This is a genomic window from Clostridium sp. AF35-15 (assembly GCF_003477745.1).
Lineage (GTDB): Bacteria > Bacillota > Clostridia > Lachnospirales > Lachnospiraceae > Otoolea > Otoolea fessa.
The window spans coordinates 20,172-40,970 of record NZ_QUDY01000016.1; the positions used below are offsets into that span (position 1 = coordinate 20,172).

Here is a 20,799-nt window from a genome sequence, read left to right on the forward strand (position 1 = left end):
AACATGCATCTTTTATATCATTTAAGTTATGTCTTTTTCTTAGCGTCCCGTTGCCAGACACTTGCCGAACAGCATGGTTTTATAACGGTTTAACGCCGCCAGAAGAATGCTTCCCAGCACGCCGATTGCCAGCACCTCGCCGATCCCGACGGTCAGCATCATGAACGGAATCAGATCCTCAGAGCCGTATGCAAACCGGAGCACCCACGGTACAATGATCGTGTTGGCCAGGATCGGCGGTACACATACTAAAACCTTGCTTCTGCGAAGCGCATAGGAGCCGACTGCCCCGATCAGGGTTGCCAGGCTTCCGAATACGATATCCAGTCCGGCTGCCCCGCAGAACAGATTGGATAAAAAGCATCCGACAAAGAGTCCCGGAATCGCTGCCGGGGTAAAGAACGGCAGGATGCAGAGTGCTTCCGAAATACGGAACTGCACTGGTCCGAAGCTGATCGGTTGGAATGCCATCGTCAGCGCTACGTAGATGGCCGCGATCGCCGCGCCATACGCCAGAAAATACGTGTTTTTCAGGTTGTTTTCTTTCATATTCAATTCTCCTTTAGTTTTGTTTTACGAGTGGAAGGTCACGAACACTCGATTCATTTTACGCCGGAAATCGGCGGCAGCCCTGTAAGACCTTGTTTTTGCGGGCTTTGCAACGGGTATGAGTATAACATAGAGCAGATAGAAATACAAGTTTTCTTTTCGCTTATCGCCACTGCAAGTTCTGCCACTGGCCACACGGAACACGGGCAAAAATTTTTTCTCTATTTCTCTATCACTCTGCCATAAAAAAGCACTTTCCCTTTCTTTCTATCTCCTGTATAATAGAATCCACATGATTTTGTGCCGGATGCTGCACAGACAGTTGAATCATTCGGGAGATATTGCATTTGCACATTTGACTCAGCTCCCCGACACTCGTCAACCCCATTTCATCATCACAAAGGAAGTATGTATTTTATGAAAGCACTCTATGAACGCTGGACAGCCATCAGCCTGCCTAAACGAATTCTGGGCGGCATGATTCTCGGCGCTGTCCTGGGAATGATGATTCCGCAGGCAGTCGGACTCTCAATCCTTGGAAATCTATTTGTCAACGCATTAAAGGGCATCGCGCCCCTGCTCGTATTTTTCCTTGTTATCAGTTCCCTCTGTCAGGCAAAGCAGAGCCACGGCGGCATCATCCGCACCGTTGTCTGCCTTTACCTGTTCAACACACTGCTCGGCTCTGTGATCGCGGTCGTCGCAAGTAAACTGTTCCCGATCACCCTGACACTTGCACAGGCTGCAGAAGAAACCTCTGCCCCACAGGGAATCGCAGAAGTCCTGCAGACACTTTTATTAAATGTCGTAAAGAACCCGATCACCTCCATCGCAGAGGCAAACTACATCGGTATCCTGGCGTGGGCGGTTCTCTTCGGCGTGGCGATGCGCGGCGCCAGCGAACGCACGAAAGAAATTATGGACAATTTTGCGGCGGCACTGTCCAAGGTTGTTACCTGGATCATCAACTTTGCCCCGTTCGGTATTCTCGGACTTGTGTTTGACACTGTATCCACCAACGGTTTACAGGTATTTACCGAATATGGACGGCTTCTCGCCGTGCTGGTTGGCTCGATGCTGTTTATCTACTTCGTAACCAACCCGATTCTCGTATACTGGTGCATCCACCAAAACCCGTTCCCGCTGATTTTCAAGTGTCTGAAACGAAGCGCGGTCACCGCCTTCTTTACCCGGAGCTCAGCGGCAAATATCCCGATCAACATGGAAGTCTGCGAGGAAATGGGACTGGACAAAAATACCTACTCCGTTACCATCCCGCTCGGTGCGACCATCAATATGAACGGTGCGGCTGTTACCATCACCGTCATGACGCTGGCGGCAGCCAATACGCTGGGAATTCCGGTGGATATTCCGACCGCCATCATTTTAAGCGTCCTGTCGGCACTTTCCGCCTGCGGCGCATCCGGTGTTGCCGGTGGTTCCCTGCTCTTAATTCCGCTTGCCTGCTCCTTGTTTGGCATCTCCAGCGATGTGGCCATGCAGGTCATCGGTGTCGGATTTATCATCGGCGTGGTGCAGGATTCCGTCGAGACCGCCCTCAACTCTTCCTGTGATCTTCTGCTTTCCGCAGCGGCACAGTTTAGGGAGTGGAGAAAAGAAGGACGAGAGATTACCTATTAAAATTATATTATATGCATATTGAAATCAATTTTTCCATATGCTATAATGCCAATAGGCAAACGAATGACAGTACTCACAGAGTACACAAAAAGCCCCCGGTGTGTGCTGACACCGGGGGCTCGCCTTTTTTGAAAAGGAGGCTTAAACCTTTGCTACCTACTCATCTCCATCCAGCCACTTACAAATATAGTAAGCCACAATGCTGGCTATCACAGAGAGCACGAATGACAGTATTCCTCCCACACAGTACACCCCCTTTCCGCACCTGTCTAGGGGTGGTAGCTGTATCAGTATAACACAGAAATTAATCACTCGCACTATATTTGTGCTTCTGCATCTTTTTTAATTGCATTTTAAAAGCGGCTTGATTTTTTCCAGCCGCTTTTATCTTATTTATTCTTCTTATAGATAATCCACAACCCCCGCAATAACAATTCATCATCTAATTCTATCTGATGCCGGCACAGCGGAATGATTTTTCTGGCAAGACCGCCGGTGGCTACAACGGTGGCTTTCTGGCCGAGTTCCTCTTCAATCCGATCTACCATACCGTCGATGCAGGACGCATTGCCATAGAGCGCGCCGCTCTGCATACATTCAACCGTATTCTTGCCGATCAGGCGCTTTGGCGGGTCAAGGCTGATGCGCGGAAGCTGGGCAGTCCGGCTGGTCAGGGAATTCATCGATACACCTATTCCCGGCAGAATCATGCCGCCGATGTACTGCTTGTTCTCATTCACCACGCAGATGGTGGTTGCCGTTCCCATATCGATCAGAATGAGCGGCACCGGATACCGGTTGATTCCCGCGACGGCACCGACGATTAGATCGGTACCGACGGAGGACGGATTGTCCATCAGCACTTCCAGACCGATATTCATATCCACATTGACGACCAGAGCTTCCTGCCCCGTCACCTTGCGGATCGCCTCCCGCATCAGAGATGTAACCGGCGGCACTACCGAACCGATGATCGCGCCGGTGATCTCACTTACCTTGATTTCCCGCAGCTCCAGCACCATTTTCAGGGAAATCGCATAGTCAAGCTCTGTTTTCCCGCTGTCTGTCGCCATCCGCTCGGTAAAGAGAATTTCCCCATCCGCAATACAACCGAGAACCACATTCGTATTTCCGATATCCAATGCCAAAATCATACTGTCTTACCCCCTGCTTTTTTCCAGAGCCGGTACAAATTTTGCCCGGTAAAGCGCTGCACCGACTGCACCGGTGAGGATTGTGGACGATACCATCTCGCATACTGCATTGATTCCTACGAAACCGCATACGAACAGGATGATATTTTTTCCGCCGATCAGCCCCTGCATATATTCGGTATTGCCAAACAGAACGACTAAAGCCGTCATAAAGAAAACTGTATTTAAAAACGCGGAACAGAATCCGGTTACCAGACTTGCCATGTACACATCGGTTCTGCGGCGTACAAACTGGAAAATGTAGCCTAACAGAAGACCATCCAGCATACGCGGAACGAATCTCTGTACAAATGCCAAAAACGGGTTAATGCTGAAAAGCATCGCGCCCATCGCACTGCTGCCGCCGATGCCGATGCACTGTAAAAAGCTGGTCATGCCAAAGACTGCACCGATCGCTGCGCCGCCTGCCGGTCCCAGTGTGATCGCCGCGATCGCAACCGGAATCACATTAAATGTAATCGCCAGCGGCCCAATATTCAGATATCCGAGGGGAGTGTACGCTATCAGCAGAAGAATGCCGGTCATAAGACCTAAGATGACAAGTTTAGATGTGTTGTTTGTTGTGTTCATGAAATTTTCCTCCTTGTTATTATTCCCGTTCGAAAAACCTGCTGCACCTTTTGTTCACCAGACTGCCGCTTACCTGCGCCAATATCATGTGCATAAAATCCTTACAAATTCCGTTCTTTCCGGCGATACCATCCAGAAAAGCTGCGAGCCAGGGCATTTTAATTCCCCGTCTCTTCCGGTATGATTCTCCATCTCAGATACAGATCCGTATGCAGATACGCACATTCCGGCAGAAGTTTCTTCTGCCGCTTTCCGCGGATTTGCTGCCAGCACGTTCAGTGCCTGTTTTCTATGGGATACAATACAACTGCTGCCGCCTGTCCCTGTTCACATCCAGTGAAAACCAGGCCAGTCAGCAGACACTTCCACACTATATCACATCACTTTTCAACATACAACCAACAATTCTACCAGAATATGTACTGTTTTTTATTGTCTTTTCACAAAATAGATATTTCTTTCCTCTCCTGTTATATGCGCTTACCAAAGAATCTGGCAGAGAACGGAAGCCAAAAAGGGTTTACAATTTTTCCTCCAGATGCTATGCTGTTCGAAAATGACCCAGAAAACCAGAGTACAAACCGAAAGGATATATATTATGTTAACTGGAAAAACGATTATTTTGGGAGTAACCGGCGGAATCGCCGCATACAAGGCGGCGAACCTTGCCAGCCTTTTAAAGAAACAGCACGCGGATGTACACGTGATTATGACTAAAAATGCGATGGAATTTATCACACCGCTTACCTTTGAGACCCTGACCGTCAATAAATGCCTGACGGACACCTTTGACCGGAATTTTAAATTTGAAGTGGAACACATCGAGCTGGCGAAAAAAGCTGATCTCGCGATCATCGCCCCGGCGACTGCCAATGTCTGCGCCAAACTGGCACACGGACTTGCCGATGATATGCTAACGACCACGCTCTTAGCCTGCCAGTGCCCGCGCATCATTGCTCCGGCGATGAACACACGGATGTATGAGAATCCTATTACCCAAGATAATCTCCGCCTGTTAGAACATTACGGCTTTACCATCATCGAACCAGCAAGCGGTCTGCTCGCCTGCGGCGATTCCGGAAAGGGCAAATTTCCGGATGAGGGGCTGATCCTGGAATATATTCTCCGCGCGATCGCCTACCCGAAGGATCTCGCTGGAAAGAAGATCCTTGTGACCGCCGGTCCGACCCAGGAAGCGGTCGATCCGGTGCGCTACCTCACGAACCATTCGACCGGCAAAATGGGCTATGCGCTGGCACGGATGGCGATGCTGCGCGGTGCCGACGTGACACTCGTCACCGGCGAAACTTCACTGACTCCGCCTCCATTTGTCAATACTGTCCACATCAAAAGCGCACACGACCTCTTTAAGGCAGTCACCTCCCGGAGTGAGGAACAGGACATTATCATCAAGGCGGCAGCCGTCGCTGACTACCGTCCGGCAGTCGTTTCTGATGAAAAGGTCAAGAAATCCGACGGCGATCTGAGCCTGGCGCTGGAGCGCACTGAGGACACTTTAAGCTACCTCGGCGCACACAAACGTCCGGGACAGCTGCTCTGCGGCTTCGCGATGGAGACCTCCCAGCTCGAGGAACGCGCCCGCGGCAAGCTGGAACGCAAAAATCTGGATCTGATCGCTGCCAACAACTTAAAGGTAGCCGGCGCCGGATTCGGCACCGATACAAACGTCATCACGCTGATCGATAAGCAGCAGACCCGCCATCTGGAGCAGATGAGTAAGGAAGCGGCGGCGATGGAGATATTGACGGTTTTACGCGATATGATGAAATAGATTTTGATTGAAATAGATAGAGAAAGAGGAAGCAACCGAGGTTGATGGACGGATGCCTCCTCTTTCATTGAATATGGAATATATCATAAGCGTTATTTTTAGAATGTGGCTATTTAAAACGAATCCGCCATACTCCTATGATCAAGATAATTTCAGAAAGCAATCGCAATACTTTCGTGATTCGATAAGCTGTATCCTCTTTTATCTCTGGACTCTCCTGCAAGTATTTGCATTCAATAAAAGCCCTTGCCGCAATTTCTCCAAAAACTGCCAGCGCTAAAAATAAAGAAAAGCCTGCCATGCCTTTTGCATAACTGTACAATGACAGTAAGAATAAAATAGAGACGCCTATATTGTATAATGTCAGCCAGAATTTTTTCTTCATATTGATCACCTCTCGATTCAATCCAAGTGTAACAGAGTCTTTTATTAAGCAAAAATGTTCTAATGACGAGGCCATACTCCTACCACCAAAATAAGACCACAAAGATATCCGAGTGTTTTTGCGATCCGATAGGTTGTATCCTTTTTGATTTCCGGATTCTCTCGTAAAAATTTCCATTCAAATTTTGCCTCTATAATACTTGCTGCCAATACCGGTATCGCTAAACATAAGGTCACTGTTGTCAAGCCTTGAAGAGACGTGTACAGTAACAATAAAAGTACCACCGAACCGCCTAAATGGTATAATATCAGCCAGAATTTTTTCTTCATATCGATCACCTCTCGATTCACTATCCTGACAGGGCTGAAATCTCACAAAACAGCAACCTCTCTTTATTTTTGCAAAACCAGACATATCTCTTATTTATTCTAATAATATCAGATTTATATTCCAAAATATATAGACATTTCCTTACTTTTCTTACAAAATAGTTACAAAAATAACTCTACCAAAATGGAACGATACTTTTATAAATGAGAATATCCGCCCTCTTTTAATATCTGCTCTCGAATATCCCTTGCCTTTGGATATCCTTCTTCCATAAGCTGGATGGACATTTCATTCAGCGCTTGTCGATGTTATTTTCATTCCAAATCACCCTATTTTTTGTTCGAACGGCTATATAATTGTTTTGGTGAAATAATAAAGCCGTTCGGCTATGTCAACATTGTTCAGTTTTACTCTATACCCGCTTCTTACCCCTGCGTAATCAGTTCCGCGATCAATCTCGCCCCATTCACAATATCCCCCACCTTCGCATACTCCCGCACGGAATGAACATCGTACATACCGCAGGAAAGCACCGCGCATGGGATTCCGTGCTGCATCATCGTGTTTCCGTCGCTGCCGCCGAAGGTGCTGCCGAATTTCGGCTCGATTCCCAGGGTGCGGCAGGCCCCGGCAAAATGAACTGCCACCGGCGCGTCCGGTTCCAGATGGAAGGCTTTGACATGGAGGCGGTGTGTGAAAGAAAGCTCTGCCCCCGCCTCTTTGACAGCGGTTTCAAACACCGCACGGACATCTTCCAGGGTCTCCATTGCCTTTTCATGGCTGTAGCTGCGGATCTCGCCCCGGCAGGTGCAGAGTTCCGGCACGGCATTCACAACCGAACCGCCCGAAATCAAGCCCACATTCAGGGTTGTTTCCTCATCCACGTGCCCCAGCTTTAATGCGGCAATCGCGCGGGCCGCCGTCTGAATCGCGTGGATGCCTTTCTCCGGCTCAAATCCAGCGTGCGCTGCGCGCCCCTTGACTGCCGCCTCAAAGGAAAGGATCGTCGGTGCCTGCAGGATCGCTGTCCCGACTGGTCCAGTTACATCCAAAACGTAAGATTCCTTCGCTTTCATTTGGCTGAAATCGAACTCCGAGCTTCCTCTTGTAAACGGCTCTTCCGCCGCCGCAAAGAGGATCTCGATATCCCGGTGCGGGATTTCTGCCTCCTGCACGGCACGGATGCCTTCTAAGATGGCGATTACCCCGGTCAGATCGTCCGCGCCAAGCACGGTGGTTCCATCCGAAGTGATGGTTCCGTCCTCATGAAAAACCGGCTTCTTTCCGATTCCCGGCGCGACCGTGTCCATATGCCCGGACAGCAGGATCGGCGTGCCAGACATCCCTCCCTTTAACGTTCCAAACAGATTTCCCGCATTGCCTCCTATTTTCTCGGCTGTGTCATCTTCCTTTGCCTGGATTCCCAGCTCTGCGAGCTTTTCCTTCAAGCGATCCGCCATCTCGCGTTCCCCGAAACTTTCTGAGTCGATCCGCGCCAGCTCATCAAATTCAGCGCGGATGCGGGCTACGTTTATCTGGATTTTATCTGTATCAGTCATGAGTGAATCCTCCTGTGAAAAATTTATATGCCTATCATTTCTATCTGTTTTTATCCCTTATTATATACCCAGACAAAACATCTGTGAAGCTGATTAATTCTACTTTTAATTTTTCTATATTTTTCTCAAAAATTTGATATACTAAATATACTAAAAAACAGCAAGATTCACTTTCACTTTTACAGTAATACAGTTGAATATAGAGTATGCAACAAATAGGCCGGCGCAATCTGCCCCACACACTTTGAAACAGAGAAAGGAGAAATGACTATGTGTACAGCAGCAACTTACAAAACCATCGATTTCTATTTCGGCAGAACTTTAGATTATGAATTTTCTTACGGGGACGAAGTAACCGTCACACCTCGCAACTATCCACTTACTTTCCGCCACGCAAGCGCGGTTTCGACCCACTATGCCATCATCGGCATGGCACATGTGGCGGGGGATTATCCGCTTTATTATGATGCTTTTAATGAGAAGGGGCTTTGCATGGCGGGACTAAATTTCGTCGGCAATGCCTCCTACCAGAAGCCGCAGGAGGATCATGACAACATCGCACAGTTTGAGTTCATCCCCTGGATTCTCAGCCAGTGTGCGTCCGTGAAAGAGGCTCGCGTCCGCCTCGCCCAGATGGTACTGACCGACACTCCATTCAACGAGCAGTTTGCCCCGGCGCAGCTTCACTGGATTCTTGCCGATAAAAATGAATGCATCGTCATCGAGCCGATGGCGGACGGACTGCATATCTACGACAATCCGGTGGGTGTCCTGACAAACAATCCGCCGTTCCCGCAGCAGCTGTTCTCCCTCAACAATTACATGAACCTGTCCCCGAAGCAGCCGCAGAATACATTTTCTGCCGATCTGCCGCTTACAACCTACAGCCGCGGCATGGGCGCTCTCGGACTTCCGGGAGACCTCTCCTCCGCTTCCCGGTTTGCACGGGTCGCTTTTACAAAATCAAATGCCCGCTCCGGCGCATCCGAACTAGAAAGTGTCAGCCAGTTTTTCCATATCCTAGGTTCGGTTGACCAGCAGCGCGGATGCTGCGAGGTCTCCGATGGAAAATATGAAATCACACTCTACACCTCCTGCTGCAATGCGGATAAGGGGATTTACTACTACACGACATATGAAAACCATCAGATCACGGCAGTGGATATGAACCGGGAGAACCTGGACGGGGAGACGCTTTCGCGGTTTCCGCTGGTGCAGGGGGAGCAGATTCGATGGGAGAACTGATCTTCTCTGCTTCCAGCTTGCCCCATCCTCGTTGCAAAAACTGACAATATCGGTACCGGAGAGACAACATTTCTCTTCCCATTCGCCTTGTTTTCTAGTATACTGATAAATATGCATCTGAAATCACTGGAAATTGTCCGTTTGAGGAAAATTGTCCATTACCGCATATCAATATCATTTGGAGGATTTTAAAATGTCTGAAATCACAGGACGCAACGTCGGCAAAACCTGCCGCACACATTACAGAGGTACTTTTAACGATGGCACACAGTTCGATTCTTCCTACGATCGCGGCGAACCGCTGGAGTTCGTCTGCGGCGCCGGTCAGATGATCAAGGGCTTCGATGCCGCTGTCGCTGATATGGAAGTCGGCGAGGTAAAGGAGATCCACCTGATGCCGGAGGAAGCTTACGGCATGCCGGATCCGAACGCAATTCTGGAGCTTGAGATTGCCAAACTGCCGGGTTCCGAGGAACTGCAGGTAGGTCAGCAGGTTTACTTAACCAACCAGATGGGACAGCCGTTCCCGGTAAAGGTTATCGCAAAGGATGAAGTAAATATCACGTTTGACGCCAATCATGAGATGGCTGGTAAGGAGCTGAACTTCAAGATCGAATTAGTTGAAGTAAAGTAATTACTATTATTTATGGTAAATACCATGGAAAGTGAACGTACTATCCAAACACATTGCGGCTATGGAAATTTTTCATACTTCATAAAATGCCACGCCGCTGCATTCTGTGTTGCTGCCCACCTACATACAAACAGCAACACAACTGCCCTTACATTATAACAACACGCGCCGTCAGCGCCCATCCCGGGAGCTGGCGGTATTTTTTTCTTGACAACTTCTCATTTCCCTATATAATTATCTATGGTAATTATCGCAAGCAACTATTTGATAAGGAGACTTTCTATATGACCATCGAAACAATCAAGCGGATGTTGGACGCCTGTTATCAGGGCAAGCGGATCCGGGATATGCTTCCGCCGCTGCCGAAGGGAGTCACTTCCTCCTATATTCAATATCTGGATGTCATCCAGTCGCTGGAACGAAACGGCGTCCACGTGAAAATATCGGACATCAGCGATGCGCTGAACCTGCCGCGCCCCGGCGTGACCCGGACCGTCAAGGAGATGGAGACGGGTGGTTATCTGCAAAAGAAAACCTCGCCGGACGACAGACGCATCACCTACATTTCCATCACCGAAGCGGGCAGGGCGCTCTCACAGACGTATGACGCCGAATACTTCAGCGCGCTCGCCCCATCTTTAGATACCATCTCTGAGGAAGATGCCCGCCAGATGGTTCAGACGATGGAGACATTTTATCAGATTATGTGCAAACGGAGGGATTCCCATGAACAATGATAAAGCTGATTTTACACAAGGCAGTATTCTGAAAAAACTGATTGCCTTCATGATTCCGGTACTCGGCGCACTGATTCTGCAGGCGGCATACGGCGCGGTCGATCTGCTGGTGGTTGGACGGTTCGGTTCGACTTCCGGCCTTTCCGCTGTCTCCACCGGCAGCCAGGTCTTAAACCTCGTCACCTTCGTCGTAATCCAGTTCGCTATGGGTATCACGGTTTTGATCGCCCGCTATCTCGGTGAAAAGAAACCGCAGCAGATCGGCGCGGTTGTCGGCGGAGCTTCGATCGTGTTTACGCTCATTTCCGCCGTTTTATTCGTCGTCATGGTCTTTTTTGCCCGCCCGATCGCCATTCTCATGCAGGCGCCCGAGGAGGCGGTGGATCTGACCGCCAGCTACATCCGCATCTGCGGAGGCGGCATTTTCTTCATCGTCGCCTACAACCTGCTGTCCGCCATCTTCCGCGGGCTCGGTGACAGCCAGTCGCCGCTTCTCTTTGTCCTGGTTGCCTGCATCGTCAATGTGATCGGCGACCTCGCACTGGTAGCTGGTCTTCATATGGACGCCGCCGGCGCCGCCATCGCGACCGTCTCCGCGCAGGCGCTCAGCGTCGTATTTGCTATTCTTCTTTTAATTAAGAAAAAACTGCCATTTACGATCACCCGGCATGATTTCCGGTTCAACACCCAGTGCCCGAAATTTCTTTCCATCGGGCTGCCGCTCGCGCTCCAGGAATTTTTAACCCAGCTTTCCTTCTTAGCCCTGTGCGCGTTCGTCAACCGCCTGGGACTGGAGGCATCCTCCGGTTACGGTGTAGCCTGCAAGATCGTCAATTTCGCCATGCTCGTCCCGAGCGCCCTGATGCAGTCGATGGCTTCCTTCGTCTCCCAAAACGTAGGGGCAGGGAAAGTCAAGCGTGCCAAGCACACCCTTTTTACGGGAATCGGCGTCGGTCTGTGCGTCGGCTGTATCGTCTTTACCCTGGTTCTCCTAAAGGGCGATATCCTGTCCGGCTTCTTCTCGACGGATGCGGCGGTCATCCAGAACAGCTATGATTACCTGAAAGGATTCGCACTTGAGTCCATCGTGACCGCGGTTCTGTTCAGCATGATCGGATATTTCAACGGAAATAACCAGACACTCTGGGTTATGACACAGGGACTCATCCAGACGCTTCTGGTGCGTCTCCCGCTAGCGTATTTCATGAGTATCCAGCCGGACGCCAGCCTGACGAAAATCGGTCTCGCAGCCCCGGTTTCTACGATCGTCGGCATCATCCTGAACATCGGATATTATATCTACTGGACCCGGAAACAGCAGCACCCGCCAGTGGAAGAAATCATATAAAAACATAGGAACTGCTCCGTAACAGGCAGGCACTTTCAGAGCGAAGGTGTCTGCCTGTTATCATTACGGTACTTTCGGTTCCAAAAGTGCCTACCCGTGAATAATTGCGTTGTTCACAAAAACTTCACAGAAAATTAGCACTCACCTCTTGACAGTGCTAATTATGTGTGTTATATTACAGCTAGAACAAAGGAAAGGACAAGGAAATGAATGAGTTCCCCTTTTCCTCCCAATGTTTTTACATAGATGATAACTACAAAGACATTTACAGATAACTAAAAGGAGAGATGACTTATGTATATGCCGAGTATTTTTAATAATAGTGTATTTGATAACTTTGATAACTGGATGGATTTTTCCTTCCCGAGCTTTAACCAGAGACTGTATGGCGCTTCCTCTTCCCAGCTGATGAAGACGGATGTCAAGGAAACCGATAAGGATTATGAAGTTTCCATCGACCTGCCGGGATTTAAGAAAGACGAACTTCAGATTGAGCTGAAAGATGGCTATCTGACCGTCAGCGGTTCGAAAGAAGTCACATCGAAAGATATGCCGGAGGAGAATCAGAAAAATGCAACGACCGCAGAATCAGATGCTTCCAAGAAGGACGCTAAAGCCGAGCAGAAAACCGTTAAATATATCCGCCAGGAACGCTACAGCGGCAATGTAAGCAGAAGCTTCTACGTCGGCGAGAACTTGGAAGAAAAGGATATCCATGCCAAATTTGAAAATGGCACTCTGACCCTGACCTTCCCGAAAGAGCTGGAAAAGAAAGCGGTTGAAGAGAAGCATTTCGTTTCCATCGAAGGTTAATAATCAGATAGGCAGCTGCGGCTCACACATTGTGTTGCCAGCAGCCAGATAGCTTCAGGAGCTGTCGCAGGAATGCGGCAGCTTCTATCATACCCAATCTTTTATCATAACCTAAATAATTGAAACTTAAATCACTGCATCTACGGAGGTGATAATCAATGGCAGAGAAAAGAGACTATTATGACATACTGGGGATAAAGCGGGACGCCAGTGCGGAGACGATCAAAAAGGCATTCCGGAAACTTGCCAAAAAGTATCACCCGGATTCCAATGCCGGTAATCCCCAGGCAGAGCAGATGTTTAAGGATGTCAACGAAGCCTATTCGATCTTAAGTGATCCAGAAAAAAAGAAACTCTACGATCGCTTCGGTCACGCCGCATTTGACCCGAACAGCGCCGCATACGGCGGAGCTGGCAGTGCCGGCGCTTCTGGAAATGGTCCATTTGGCTCCGGCTTTGGCGGTACCGGTCAGGGCGGTGCCTGGCACTATCAGAGCGGTCCGGGCGGTTATGCAGAATACCATTTTACCGGGGATGACATGGACGATATGGGTGACATTTTTGGAGATATGTTTGGCGGCATGTTCCACGGCAAGAGTTCGGGCGGCAGTTCCCGCAGCCGACATTTCACGGGCGGTTCCGGGTTTGGCGGCTCTGGGACTCATTTTACCGGTGGTTCCAGTTTTGGCGGTTCTAGCGCTCATTTTGGCGGCGGGTCTGGCTTTGGCGGCTTCGGCGGCAGTCAGGGCTTTCACAGCGCCAATTCCCGTGAGAAAGGTTCTAACCTCACGTCCGATGTAACCATAAGCTTTGATGAAGCCGTATCCGGCTGCGAGAAGCTCATCACTCTGCAGAACCCACAGACCGGCAAGCGCCAGTCTTTACAGGTTCACATCCCAGCGGGCATCGATACCGGTAAATCTATCCGTCTGAAAGGAAAGGGCATGCCGGGAACGGGCGGCGGCGAGGCGGGCGATCTTCTTTTAAATATCACCGTCACCGCAAAACCGGGATGGGAGCGCAAGGAGATGGACGTTTACTCGACCGTCCGCATTCCGTTTACCACCGCAGTCTTCGGCGGTGAGGCGCTGGTTTCCACCCTGTACGGCAATGTCCTGTGCAAGATCGCAGCCGGGACGCAGTCGGGAACCAAGATTAAATTAAAGGGAAAAGGCGTTGTTTCCATGAAGAATCCGTCCATCCATGGCAATCAGTACGTGACGGTTCAGATCGATGTCCCGAACCATCTGACCCCCGAGGCAGAACAGAAACTTCGCGAATTTGAACACGCCTGCGGACTGAACAAAAACAGTCAGGGCGGACCCAACGGCAGGAGCGCAGCTTGACGGCTCCTGCCGTTTTTTACTGAACGTCTGTAAAGCCAAAAATATCATAGAATTTTCGCCTTATTATTTTCATATATATGGTTGTGATTTTCATAAATATGATATTTTAATTGCGAGCAATCCACAATTTCATCACTTTTTAATTGTCATGAAATTACCGCAGCTATATATTCAACATTTTTTCACACTTTATACCTATCTTTCTTATCTATTTTATCTGTTTTTACCTCACTTTCATTTCTTTTTTTAGATATTTTGCAATAAATATCTTGTATTTTTCGCTCGTTTTATGTTATAGTAAACACATAATTGCATCGAAAAATATAACGCATTTTATTTCACATTTATGAAAGGAGTTTACACCTTATGAGCAGACTCGTTATACCTACTAACAGCGAGGCTCAGAATGTCGTAGAAGGGCTTTACAAGGATCTGGAGCGGCGTATCATCGCCAGCCCGCCGGGCCTGTGTCCTGTCGATCTGACCGCTGCATTTTTAAAAATGTGCCATGCACAAACCTGCGGCAAATGTGTTCCCTGCCGAATCGGTCTCGCGCAGCTCTCCAATCTTCTGGAAGACATCCTGAACGGAAAAGGAACCATGAAGCATTTAACCATGCTGGAGGAAACAGCCCGTGTCATCGAAAGCACGGCTGACTGTGCCATCGGCTATACCGCTGCCCAGATGGTTTTAAAAGGACTGGACGGCTTCAAAGAGGATTTTATGGAACATATCTTACACAACCGCTGCCGCAGTAATCTTGATCAGCCGGTTCCCTGCGTAGCTCTGTGCCCGGCCGGAGTTGATATTCCGGGTTACATCGCCCTGACCGGCGAAGGACGCTATGCCGATGCAGTCCGCCTGATCCGCAAGGATAACCCATTCCCAACCGCCTGTGCGCTGGTATGCGAGCACCCATGCGAGTCCCGCTGCCGCCGCAACATGCTGGATAATTCTATCAATATCCGCGGTATCAAACGTGTAGCTGTGGATATGGCAGGATATGTACCGGCACCGGCCTGTCCAACCTCCACCGGCAAGCGCATCGCGATCATCGGCGGCGGCCCCAGCGGCCTGAGCGCTGCTTATTATCTGCAGCTGATGGGACATCAGACCACTGTATTTGAAAAACGCAAGAAACTCGGTGGCATGCTGCTGTACGGAATTCCAAGCTACCGCCTGCCACGAGCGCGCCTGCAGGATGATATCAATGTTATTCTGGAAACCGGTGTGGAAGTCCGTCTCGAAACTTCAGTCGGCAATGAGCCGGGACAGCTGTCTCTGGAAGAACTCCGCAAAGAATATGATGCTATCTACATCGCCATCGGCGCTCATAGTGATAAAAAGATTGGTATTGAGGGAGAAGATGCCGGCGGTGTTATCTCAGCCGTCGAATTCTTACGTGCCATCGGTGACGGCAAATATCCAGATCTTAGCGGCAAGAAGGTCTGTGTTATCGGCGGCGGCAACGTAGCCATGGACGTAGCCCGTTCTTCTGTCCGCCTGGGCGCAGACAAGGTGGCAGTTGCCTACAGACGCCGCAAAGCTGATATGACAGCTCTTCCGGAAGAGGTTGAAAGTGCCATGGCTGAAGGCGTAGAGATCATGGAACTTTACGCACCGGAGCGGATTGAAGCAGACGAGGACGGCCAGGTAAAAGCTCTCTGGGTAAGCCAGCAGATGCCGGGAGAAATCCGCGGCGGACGTCCTTCACCGAAGGCTATCGGCACCGACTCTATCCCGGTTGAATGTGATATCGTCATCGCAGCTGTGGGTCAGGGCATCGAAAGCCGTTACTTCGTAGAACAGGGTATCGACGCAAAATGGGGCATCATCCAGGCAACCGGATGGACCTCCATTCAGAATATGCCGGGTATCTTCGCCGGAGGCGACTGTGCAACCGGACCGGCAACCGTGATCCGTGCAATCGCTGCCGGCAAGGTAGCCGCAGCCAACATCGACCAGTATCTCGGCTACAACCACGAGATTACCTGCGATGTGAAGATTCCGGAACCGGATCTCTCCGACCGTACTCCTTGCGGACGTGTCAACCTGACAGAGCGTCCTGCCGGAGAACGCAAATGTGACTTTACACTTACCGAATGCGGCATGAGCCTCAAGGAGGCTGGCCAGGAAGCCAGACGCTGCCTGCGCTGTGATCACTTCGGTTATGGAAACTTCAAAGGAGGGCGGACCACATCATGGTAAATACGAATCTTGTATCCATCAAAATTAATAATATACCACTGCAGGTTCCAGAAGGAACCCGGATTCTGGACGCCTGTCGCGACAACGGTTTTCACGTTCCTTATCTTTGCTATCTGAAAGATATCAATGAGATCGGTGCCTGCCGTGTCTGCGTTGTAGAAGTGAAGGGAATCCACCATCTCGTTACCTCCTGCAACAACCAGGTTCAGGAAGGCATGGAGATTCTCACAAACTCCCCGCGGGTCCGCGAAGCCCGCAAGATCAACGTGGAACTGCTTCTTTCCCAGCATCACACCAACTGTCCCACCTGTGTGCGCAGTTCCAACTGTGAATTAAAACAGGTGGCAAGTGATCTGAACCTGACCGTTGACCGTTATAAAAACGAATATCCGGAAATGATCTGGACTTCTACTTTCCCACTGATCCGTGATGCAGGAAAATGTATCAAATGCATGCGCTGCGTCCAGATCTGCGACAAGATCCAGACCTTAAATATCTGGGATGTGTCCGGAACCGGTTCTCATACAACCGTCGATGTTTCCCACAATCTGGAAATCAAAGAATCCGACTGTTCTCTCTGCGGACAGTGCGTTACCCACTGCCCGACTGCCGCTCTCCAGGAGCGGGATGATGTGGAAGCCATCAATGGTATCCACGGTGAACTGGCAAATGATGACAAGGTAACCGTAGCGGTTGTCGCTCCGGCTGTCCGGGCCGCATGGGGTGAAGAATTTGGTCTTTCCCCGGAATTTGCTACTGACAGACGTTTCGTATCCACCTTAAAATCCGTTGGATTTGACTATGTATTCGATGTTGACTTTGCAGCCGACCTGACCATTATGGAGGAAAGCAACGAGCTTTTAGCCCGCTTACAGCAGCCGGATAAATACAGCTGGCCAATGTTCACCTCCTGCTGCCCTGGCTGGGTCAGCTTTGCAAAGAGCCAGTATCCGGAGCTTCTGCCGCAGCTTTCCACTGCCAAGTCCCCGCAGCAGATGTTCGGTGCTGTCATCAAAACTTATTTTGCACAGAAAAAAGGCATTGCACCGGAAAATATCACCTGTGTTTCCATCATGCCGTGTATGTCCAAGAAGCGCGAACTGATTCTTCCGGGCATGGACAGCGCCGGAACCGGACAAGATATTGATTATGTTCTGACCACCCGTGAGATATGCCGTCTCATCAAGGCCGATCATATCGATGTATCCAGACTTTCGGAGTGCGATTTTGACGATCCTCTCGGTGAAGCAACCGGAGCCGGTGTGATCTTCGGTGCCAGCGGCGGCGTACTGGAAGCAGCGCTTCGTACCGCTTACCACACCGTAACCGGTGAAAATCCGGAGATCGGCGAGCAGAGTCCGCTGAAGGTTCTGCGCCAGATCGGTTCCTTTAAGGAACTGGAAATCGATATCAAGGGTGTGAAACTGCACTGTGCAGCACTCAGCAGCCTAGGAGAGGCCAGACGCCTCATTCAGGCGATGAAACGCGGCGAATGCCGCTATGATTTCGTTGAAGTCATGGCATGTCCGGGCGGCTGTATCAACGGCGGCGGTCAGCCGATCCGCCCATCTTTCCAGAATAAGCCGAAGGACTGCGCAGACCGCGACCAGTGCCTGCGTGCTTATGATGTAAACAGCGCAATCCGCTTCAGCCATGAAAACCAGGCCGTTCAGACACTGTATGACGAGTATCTTGAAGCTCCGTTATCCGATCGTGCACATCATCTGCTGCATGTGGAGGAATATTAATATATCCAAACGGTCACACAACAAAACCCCAGAGAGTTGCCGCTCTCTGGGGTTTTGTGTCATTCACAGATGACCAATCTGAGGCTAGTTACCAACTACTTACTCCATCTTTTCTTCTAGCCTCTCAGCCTCTCTTCAATCTCCTCCATCTCCGGAATTGCCGAGATTCCGCCGCGGCGTTCGACGCACAGGCTTGCCACTGCGTTGCCGACCCTGCCAAACTGAATCATCTGCGCCCGGGTCAGGTGTTCCGGCGAGGTTTCTTCCTGCAGATAGGAGGCGAGAAAACCTCCCCAGAAGGAATCACCAGCGCCGGTTGTATCGACCGCATGGGAGGAAAAGCCCTCCGCTTTTACGATTCCATTTTCATTGCCGATCAGGGCGCCATCTCTTCCGAGCGTCACTGCCACCAGGTGCACGCCCTGACGGAGCAGATACTGAATCGCTTCCTCCGGGTCCTGATAGGGGGTCAGAAGCGAGGTTTCTTCATCCGAAATCTTCATCATATCTACATAGGGAATCAGCGACTGCATCCGAAGCTGTGCGGTCTCCGGATCACTCCAGAGCGCCGCCCGGTAGTTCGGATCGTAGGAAATCACCGCACCGCTGTTTCTAGCAATATTGATCGCCTCATAGGTTGCCGTCCGGGATGGATCATCGGTCAGCGACAGGGAACCGACATGAAATACTCTCGTATTTTCCAGGATCTCCGGATCGATCTCTTTCATGCACAGATTCGTATCTGCCCCCGGCTTTCTCGCAAAGGCAAATTCGCGCTCCCCGTTTTCTTTCAGGCTTACAAATGCAAGCGTGGTAAAATACTTCTCATCCTGAATCAGGTTGTCCGTATTGATACCTGCCCGGATCAGGGTTTCCTTCAGGAAATCGCCGTGCATATCCTTACCCACCTTGCCAATAAATGCTGTCTTCCTTCCAAATTTCGCAGCAGCCGCCAGCAGATTGGCCGGCGCACCTCCCGGATTCTGCTCAAACAGACGCATTCCCTGCTGTGAAACACCTGCTGGAGTAAAATCAATCAGAAGCTCTCCCAGCGCTGTGATGTCTGTTTTTATTCTCATACGAATCATCCTCCGTATTACAAGTTATATCAATGGTGCCGCCATCCAGCCCTCTCACAGGCGGACAGCCACATCCGTTCGTCTCTCACAAGGAATTTTACTTCCGAATCGCGATATTTGCAAATTCTACTTTCGCGTCCTGCGCCAGCAGACCGATCTCGTACTCCGGTTTCCGGAAAATACGATAGGTAAATGCCACCTGCTCGCCCACGAACACCTCAACCATATCATGATCCACCGAAATCTTTACATCAATTGCCTGTCCATCTTTAATCTCAAAGGTCTTCTCAGCCACCCGAACGCCATCCGGTCCCGGTTCGGTTGCCTTCGGAACTGCCTGGCAGGACTGCTCCCAGAACGGGTCAACTCCCATCGGCAGGGACAGAAGGGACACTCGCTGCATCGCCACATCAAACTCTAAGAACAGGCAGCCGCTTGCCTCCCAGTCGGATTTCAACAGGATTCCGAAGGAATCATTCGCTTCTTTCGGGATCACCGTGCCGGTAAACAGGAACTTTTCTTCCGGCTGCTCCAGGAAACCATACGAGGTTGTCCCGCATCCATCCAGCTCAACCGTTGTATCTCCATACAGCTTGTATTCTCCCATGACCGGAAGGTATTTCCAGTCAACTTTCTCTTTAAAGCAGTTTACATATTCTTCCGGAAGCTTCACATCCAGCTGTCCGTCTGACGTTGCAACGACCTCATGCGGAATACAGAACGTGCCACCCCAGTACCACTCGCCGCGGTCGCTGTTTTCTGCACGGTCATGCGCCCAGGCAAAGTAGAAACGGCGCCCGTTGTCATCCTGCATGGATTTAGCTGCATAGAAGCGGCGTCCGCCGATGCCGTCTTTCTTCGGCTTTTTCCACGGTCCAAACGGAGATTTGGAAGTGCGGTAAATCGTGTTGACAAACTCGGAAAAGCGGGAATAGGAAAGATACCAGGTATCGCCTATCTTGTACATCTCGCTACATTCCGGACAATTCGTATTGCCTGCCGAATACAACGGACCATAATACTCCCAGTTTACCAGATCCTTTGAGCGGTACAGGACGATACAGCCGCGTCTTGTCACCGGCATATCCAGCCGTCTCGCCGAGATCAGAATCCAGTAGCATTTATCTTCCTCATTATAAAATACATACGGATCACGCCAGTCCAGCTTTTCATATAACTCTATCATCGGCGTGATAACCGGGTTTGCCGCGTCCTTCGTCCAGGTGATACCATCCTCGCTCGTCGCATGGCAGATCGTCTGCTGATATTCTGCCGTCAGGCAGTAACCCGTATAGAATGCGTGATATTTTCCTTCGCCGTAGATAACCGAGCCCGTCCACACGCCGGACGCATCCGGCTCATCGCCCTCGCCCGGATACAGGGCTGTCGGCAGCTCCTCCCAGTGCACCAGATCCTCCGAAACAGAGTGGCTCCATGTAGTACGCAGTCTCGCCGGATATACCGTGGTTCCTGGCGGGGATGTCAGTGAAAAAATATGATATTTACCTTCATGATAAAACGGAATCGCGTCACCGGTCGAATCCGCAAATGACATTTTTCTGAAAAAGTCCATTCTTCTCTCCTTGCCTTTCTAAATGTGC

General features: G+C 50.2%; 18 protein-coding genes. 10 read left to right on the forward strand and 8 right to left on the reverse strand.

Translation table 11 applies throughout. From position 1 onward, the window contains the following. Nucleotides 1-39 precede the first annotated feature (39 nt). Nucleotides 40-549: a QueT transporter family protein gene (locus DWZ76_RS14125; protein ID WP_107001712.1), complete on the reverse strand. Its 510-nt coding sequence runs from the start codon at nucleotides 547-549 to the stop codon at nucleotides 40-42. 417 nt (nucleotides 550-966) lie between these two features. Here DWZ76_RS14125 and sstT point away from each other — a divergent pair, with 417 nt between their 5' ends. Beyond that, the gene (gene sstT / locus DWZ76_RS14130; RefSeq protein WP_118473006.1) at nucleotides 967-2,190 is read left to right on the forward strand and encodes a serine/threonine transporter SstT; all 1,224 of its coding nucleotides are present in this window, start codon (nucleotides 967-969) and stop codon (nucleotides 2,188-2,190) included. A gap of 389 nt (nucleotides 2,191-2,579) precedes the next feature. Here sstT and DWZ76_RS14135 read toward each other — a convergent pair whose 3' ends face one another. Together DWZ76_RS14135 and DWZ76_RS14140 are read right to left on the reverse strand one after the other, a co-directional pair. Then, nucleotides 2,580-3,344: a type III pantothenate kinase gene (locus DWZ76_RS14135; protein WP_107001714.1), complete on the reverse strand. Its 765-nt coding sequence runs from the start codon at nucleotides 3,342-3,344 to the stop codon at nucleotides 2,580-2,582. A gap of 6 nt (nucleotides 3,345-3,350) precedes the next feature. Beyond that, a complete protein-coding gene (locus tag DWZ76_RS14140; protein ID WP_118473007.1) occupies nucleotides 3,351-3,974 on the reverse strand; it encodes an ECF transporter S component in 624 nt (207 codons plus the stop codon). A 598-nt stretch (nucleotides 3,975-4,572) separates the two neighbouring features. Between DWZ76_RS14140 and coaBC the strand changes: the two genes are divergently transcribed. Next, on the forward strand, nucleotides 4,573-5,766 hold the full coding sequence (coaBC, locus tag DWZ76_RS14150) for a bifunctional phosphopantothenoylcysteine decarboxylase/phosphopantothenate--cysteine ligase CoaBC (protein WP_118473009.1): 1,194 nt from the start codon (nucleotides 4,573-4,575) through the stop codon (nucleotides 5,764-5,766). A gap of 109 nt (nucleotides 5,767-5,875) precedes the next feature. On the opposite strand, the gene DWZ76_RS14155 is transcribed toward coaBC, so the two are convergent. The 3 genes from DWZ76_RS14155 to DWZ76_RS14165 all read right to left on the reverse strand — a co-directional run bounded on the left by DWZ76_RS14155 (nucleotide 5,876) and on the right by DWZ76_RS14165 (nucleotide 8,040). Next, nucleotides 5,876-6,151 carry a hypothetical protein gene (locus DWZ76_RS14155; RefSeq protein ID WP_107001717.1) on the reverse strand — a complete coding sequence of 92 codons (276 nt, stop codon included), beginning with the start codon at nucleotides 6,149-6,151 and terminating at the stop codon, nucleotides 5,876-5,878. Between the two features lie 59 nt (nucleotides 6,152-6,210). After that, nucleotides 6,211-6,480 (reverse strand): hypothetical protein, encoded by a 270-nt coding sequence (locus DWZ76_RS14160; protein ID WP_022359590.1) that lies wholly within the window; start codon nucleotides 6,478-6,480, stop codon nucleotides 6,211-6,213. A 426-nt stretch (nucleotides 6,481-6,906) separates the two neighbouring features. Further along, nucleotides 6,907-8,040: a M20/M25/M40 family metallo-hydrolase gene (locus DWZ76_RS14165; RefSeq protein ID WP_118473010.1), complete on the reverse strand. Its 1,134-nt coding sequence runs from the start codon at nucleotides 8,038-8,040 to the stop codon at nucleotides 6,907-6,909. Between the two features lie 270 nt (nucleotides 8,041-8,310). Between DWZ76_RS14165 and bsh the strand changes: the two genes are divergently transcribed. The 8 genes from bsh to DWZ76_RS14205 all read left to right on the forward strand — a co-directional run bounded on the left by bsh (nucleotide 8,311) and on the right by DWZ76_RS14205 (nucleotide 18,119). Then, entirely contained in the window at nucleotides 8,311-9,285 is a 975-nt protein-coding gene (gene bsh / locus DWZ76_RS14170) for a choloylglycine hydrolase (protein WP_118473011.1), read from the forward strand. A gap of 193 nt (nucleotides 9,286-9,478) precedes the next feature. Beyond that, a complete protein-coding gene (locus DWZ76_RS14175) occupies nucleotides 9,479-9,919 on the forward strand; it encodes an FKBP-type peptidyl-prolyl cis-trans isomerase (RefSeq protein ID WP_022359593.1) in 441 nt (146 codons plus the stop codon). A 284-nt stretch (nucleotides 9,920-10,203) separates the two neighbouring features. Then, nucleotides 10,204-10,656 (forward strand): MarR family transcriptional regulator, encoded by a 453-nt coding sequence (locus tag DWZ76_RS14180; RefSeq protein ID WP_118473012.1) that lies wholly within the window; start codon nucleotides 10,204-10,206, stop codon nucleotides 10,654-10,656. After that, nucleotides 10,646-12,004, forward strand: coding sequence for an MATE family efflux transporter (locus DWZ76_RS14185; RefSeq protein WP_118473013.1), 1,359 nt, complete (start codon nucleotides 10,646-10,648; stop codon nucleotides 12,002-12,004). The genes DWZ76_RS14180 and DWZ76_RS14185 overlap by 11 nt, the downstream gene beginning before the upstream one ends. A 294-nt stretch (nucleotides 12,005-12,298) precedes the next feature. Further along, nucleotides 12,299-12,817, forward strand: a complete 519-nt coding sequence (locus tag DWZ76_RS14190; protein ID WP_118473014.1) for an Hsp20/alpha crystallin family protein — start codon at nucleotides 12,299-12,301, stop codon at nucleotides 12,815-12,817. A 158-nt stretch (nucleotides 12,818-12,975) separates the two neighbouring features. Further along, nucleotides 12,976-14,163 (forward strand): J domain-containing protein, encoded by a 1,188-nt coding sequence (locus DWZ76_RS14195; RefSeq protein WP_118473015.1) that lies wholly within the window; start codon nucleotides 12,976-12,978, stop codon nucleotides 14,161-14,163. A 366-nt stretch (nucleotides 14,164-14,529) separates the two neighbouring features. Beyond that, on the forward strand, nucleotides 14,530-16,371 hold the full coding sequence (locus DWZ76_RS14200; RefSeq protein ID WP_118473016.1) for an NAD(P)-binding protein: 1,842 nt from the start codon (nucleotides 14,530-14,532) through the stop codon (nucleotides 16,369-16,371). Continuing rightward, the gene (locus DWZ76_RS14205; protein ID WP_118473017.1) at nucleotides 16,365-18,119 is read left to right on the forward strand and encodes a [FeFe] hydrogenase, group A; all 1,755 of its coding nucleotides are present in this window, start codon (nucleotides 16,365-16,367) and stop codon (nucleotides 18,117-18,119) included. The genes DWZ76_RS14200 and DWZ76_RS14205 overlap by 7 nt, the downstream gene beginning before the upstream one ends. 116 nt (nucleotides 18,120-18,235) lie before the next feature. Here DWZ76_RS14205 and DWZ76_RS14210 read toward each other — a convergent pair whose 3' ends face one another. Together DWZ76_RS14210 and DWZ76_RS14215 are read right to left on the reverse strand one after the other, a co-directional pair. Further along, nucleotides 18,236-19,198 carry a carbohydrate kinase gene (locus DWZ76_RS14210; protein ID WP_181357259.1) on the reverse strand — a complete coding sequence of 321 codons (963 nt, stop codon included), beginning with the start codon at nucleotides 19,196-19,198 and terminating at the stop codon, nucleotides 18,236-18,238. Between the two features lie 97 nt (nucleotides 19,199-19,295). Further along, nucleotides 19,296-20,771 (reverse strand): glycoside hydrolase family 32 protein, encoded by a 1,476-nt coding sequence (locus DWZ76_RS14215; RefSeq protein WP_118473018.1) that lies wholly within the window; start codon nucleotides 20,769-20,771, stop codon nucleotides 19,296-19,298. Nucleotides 20,772-20,799 lie beyond the last annotated feature (28 nt).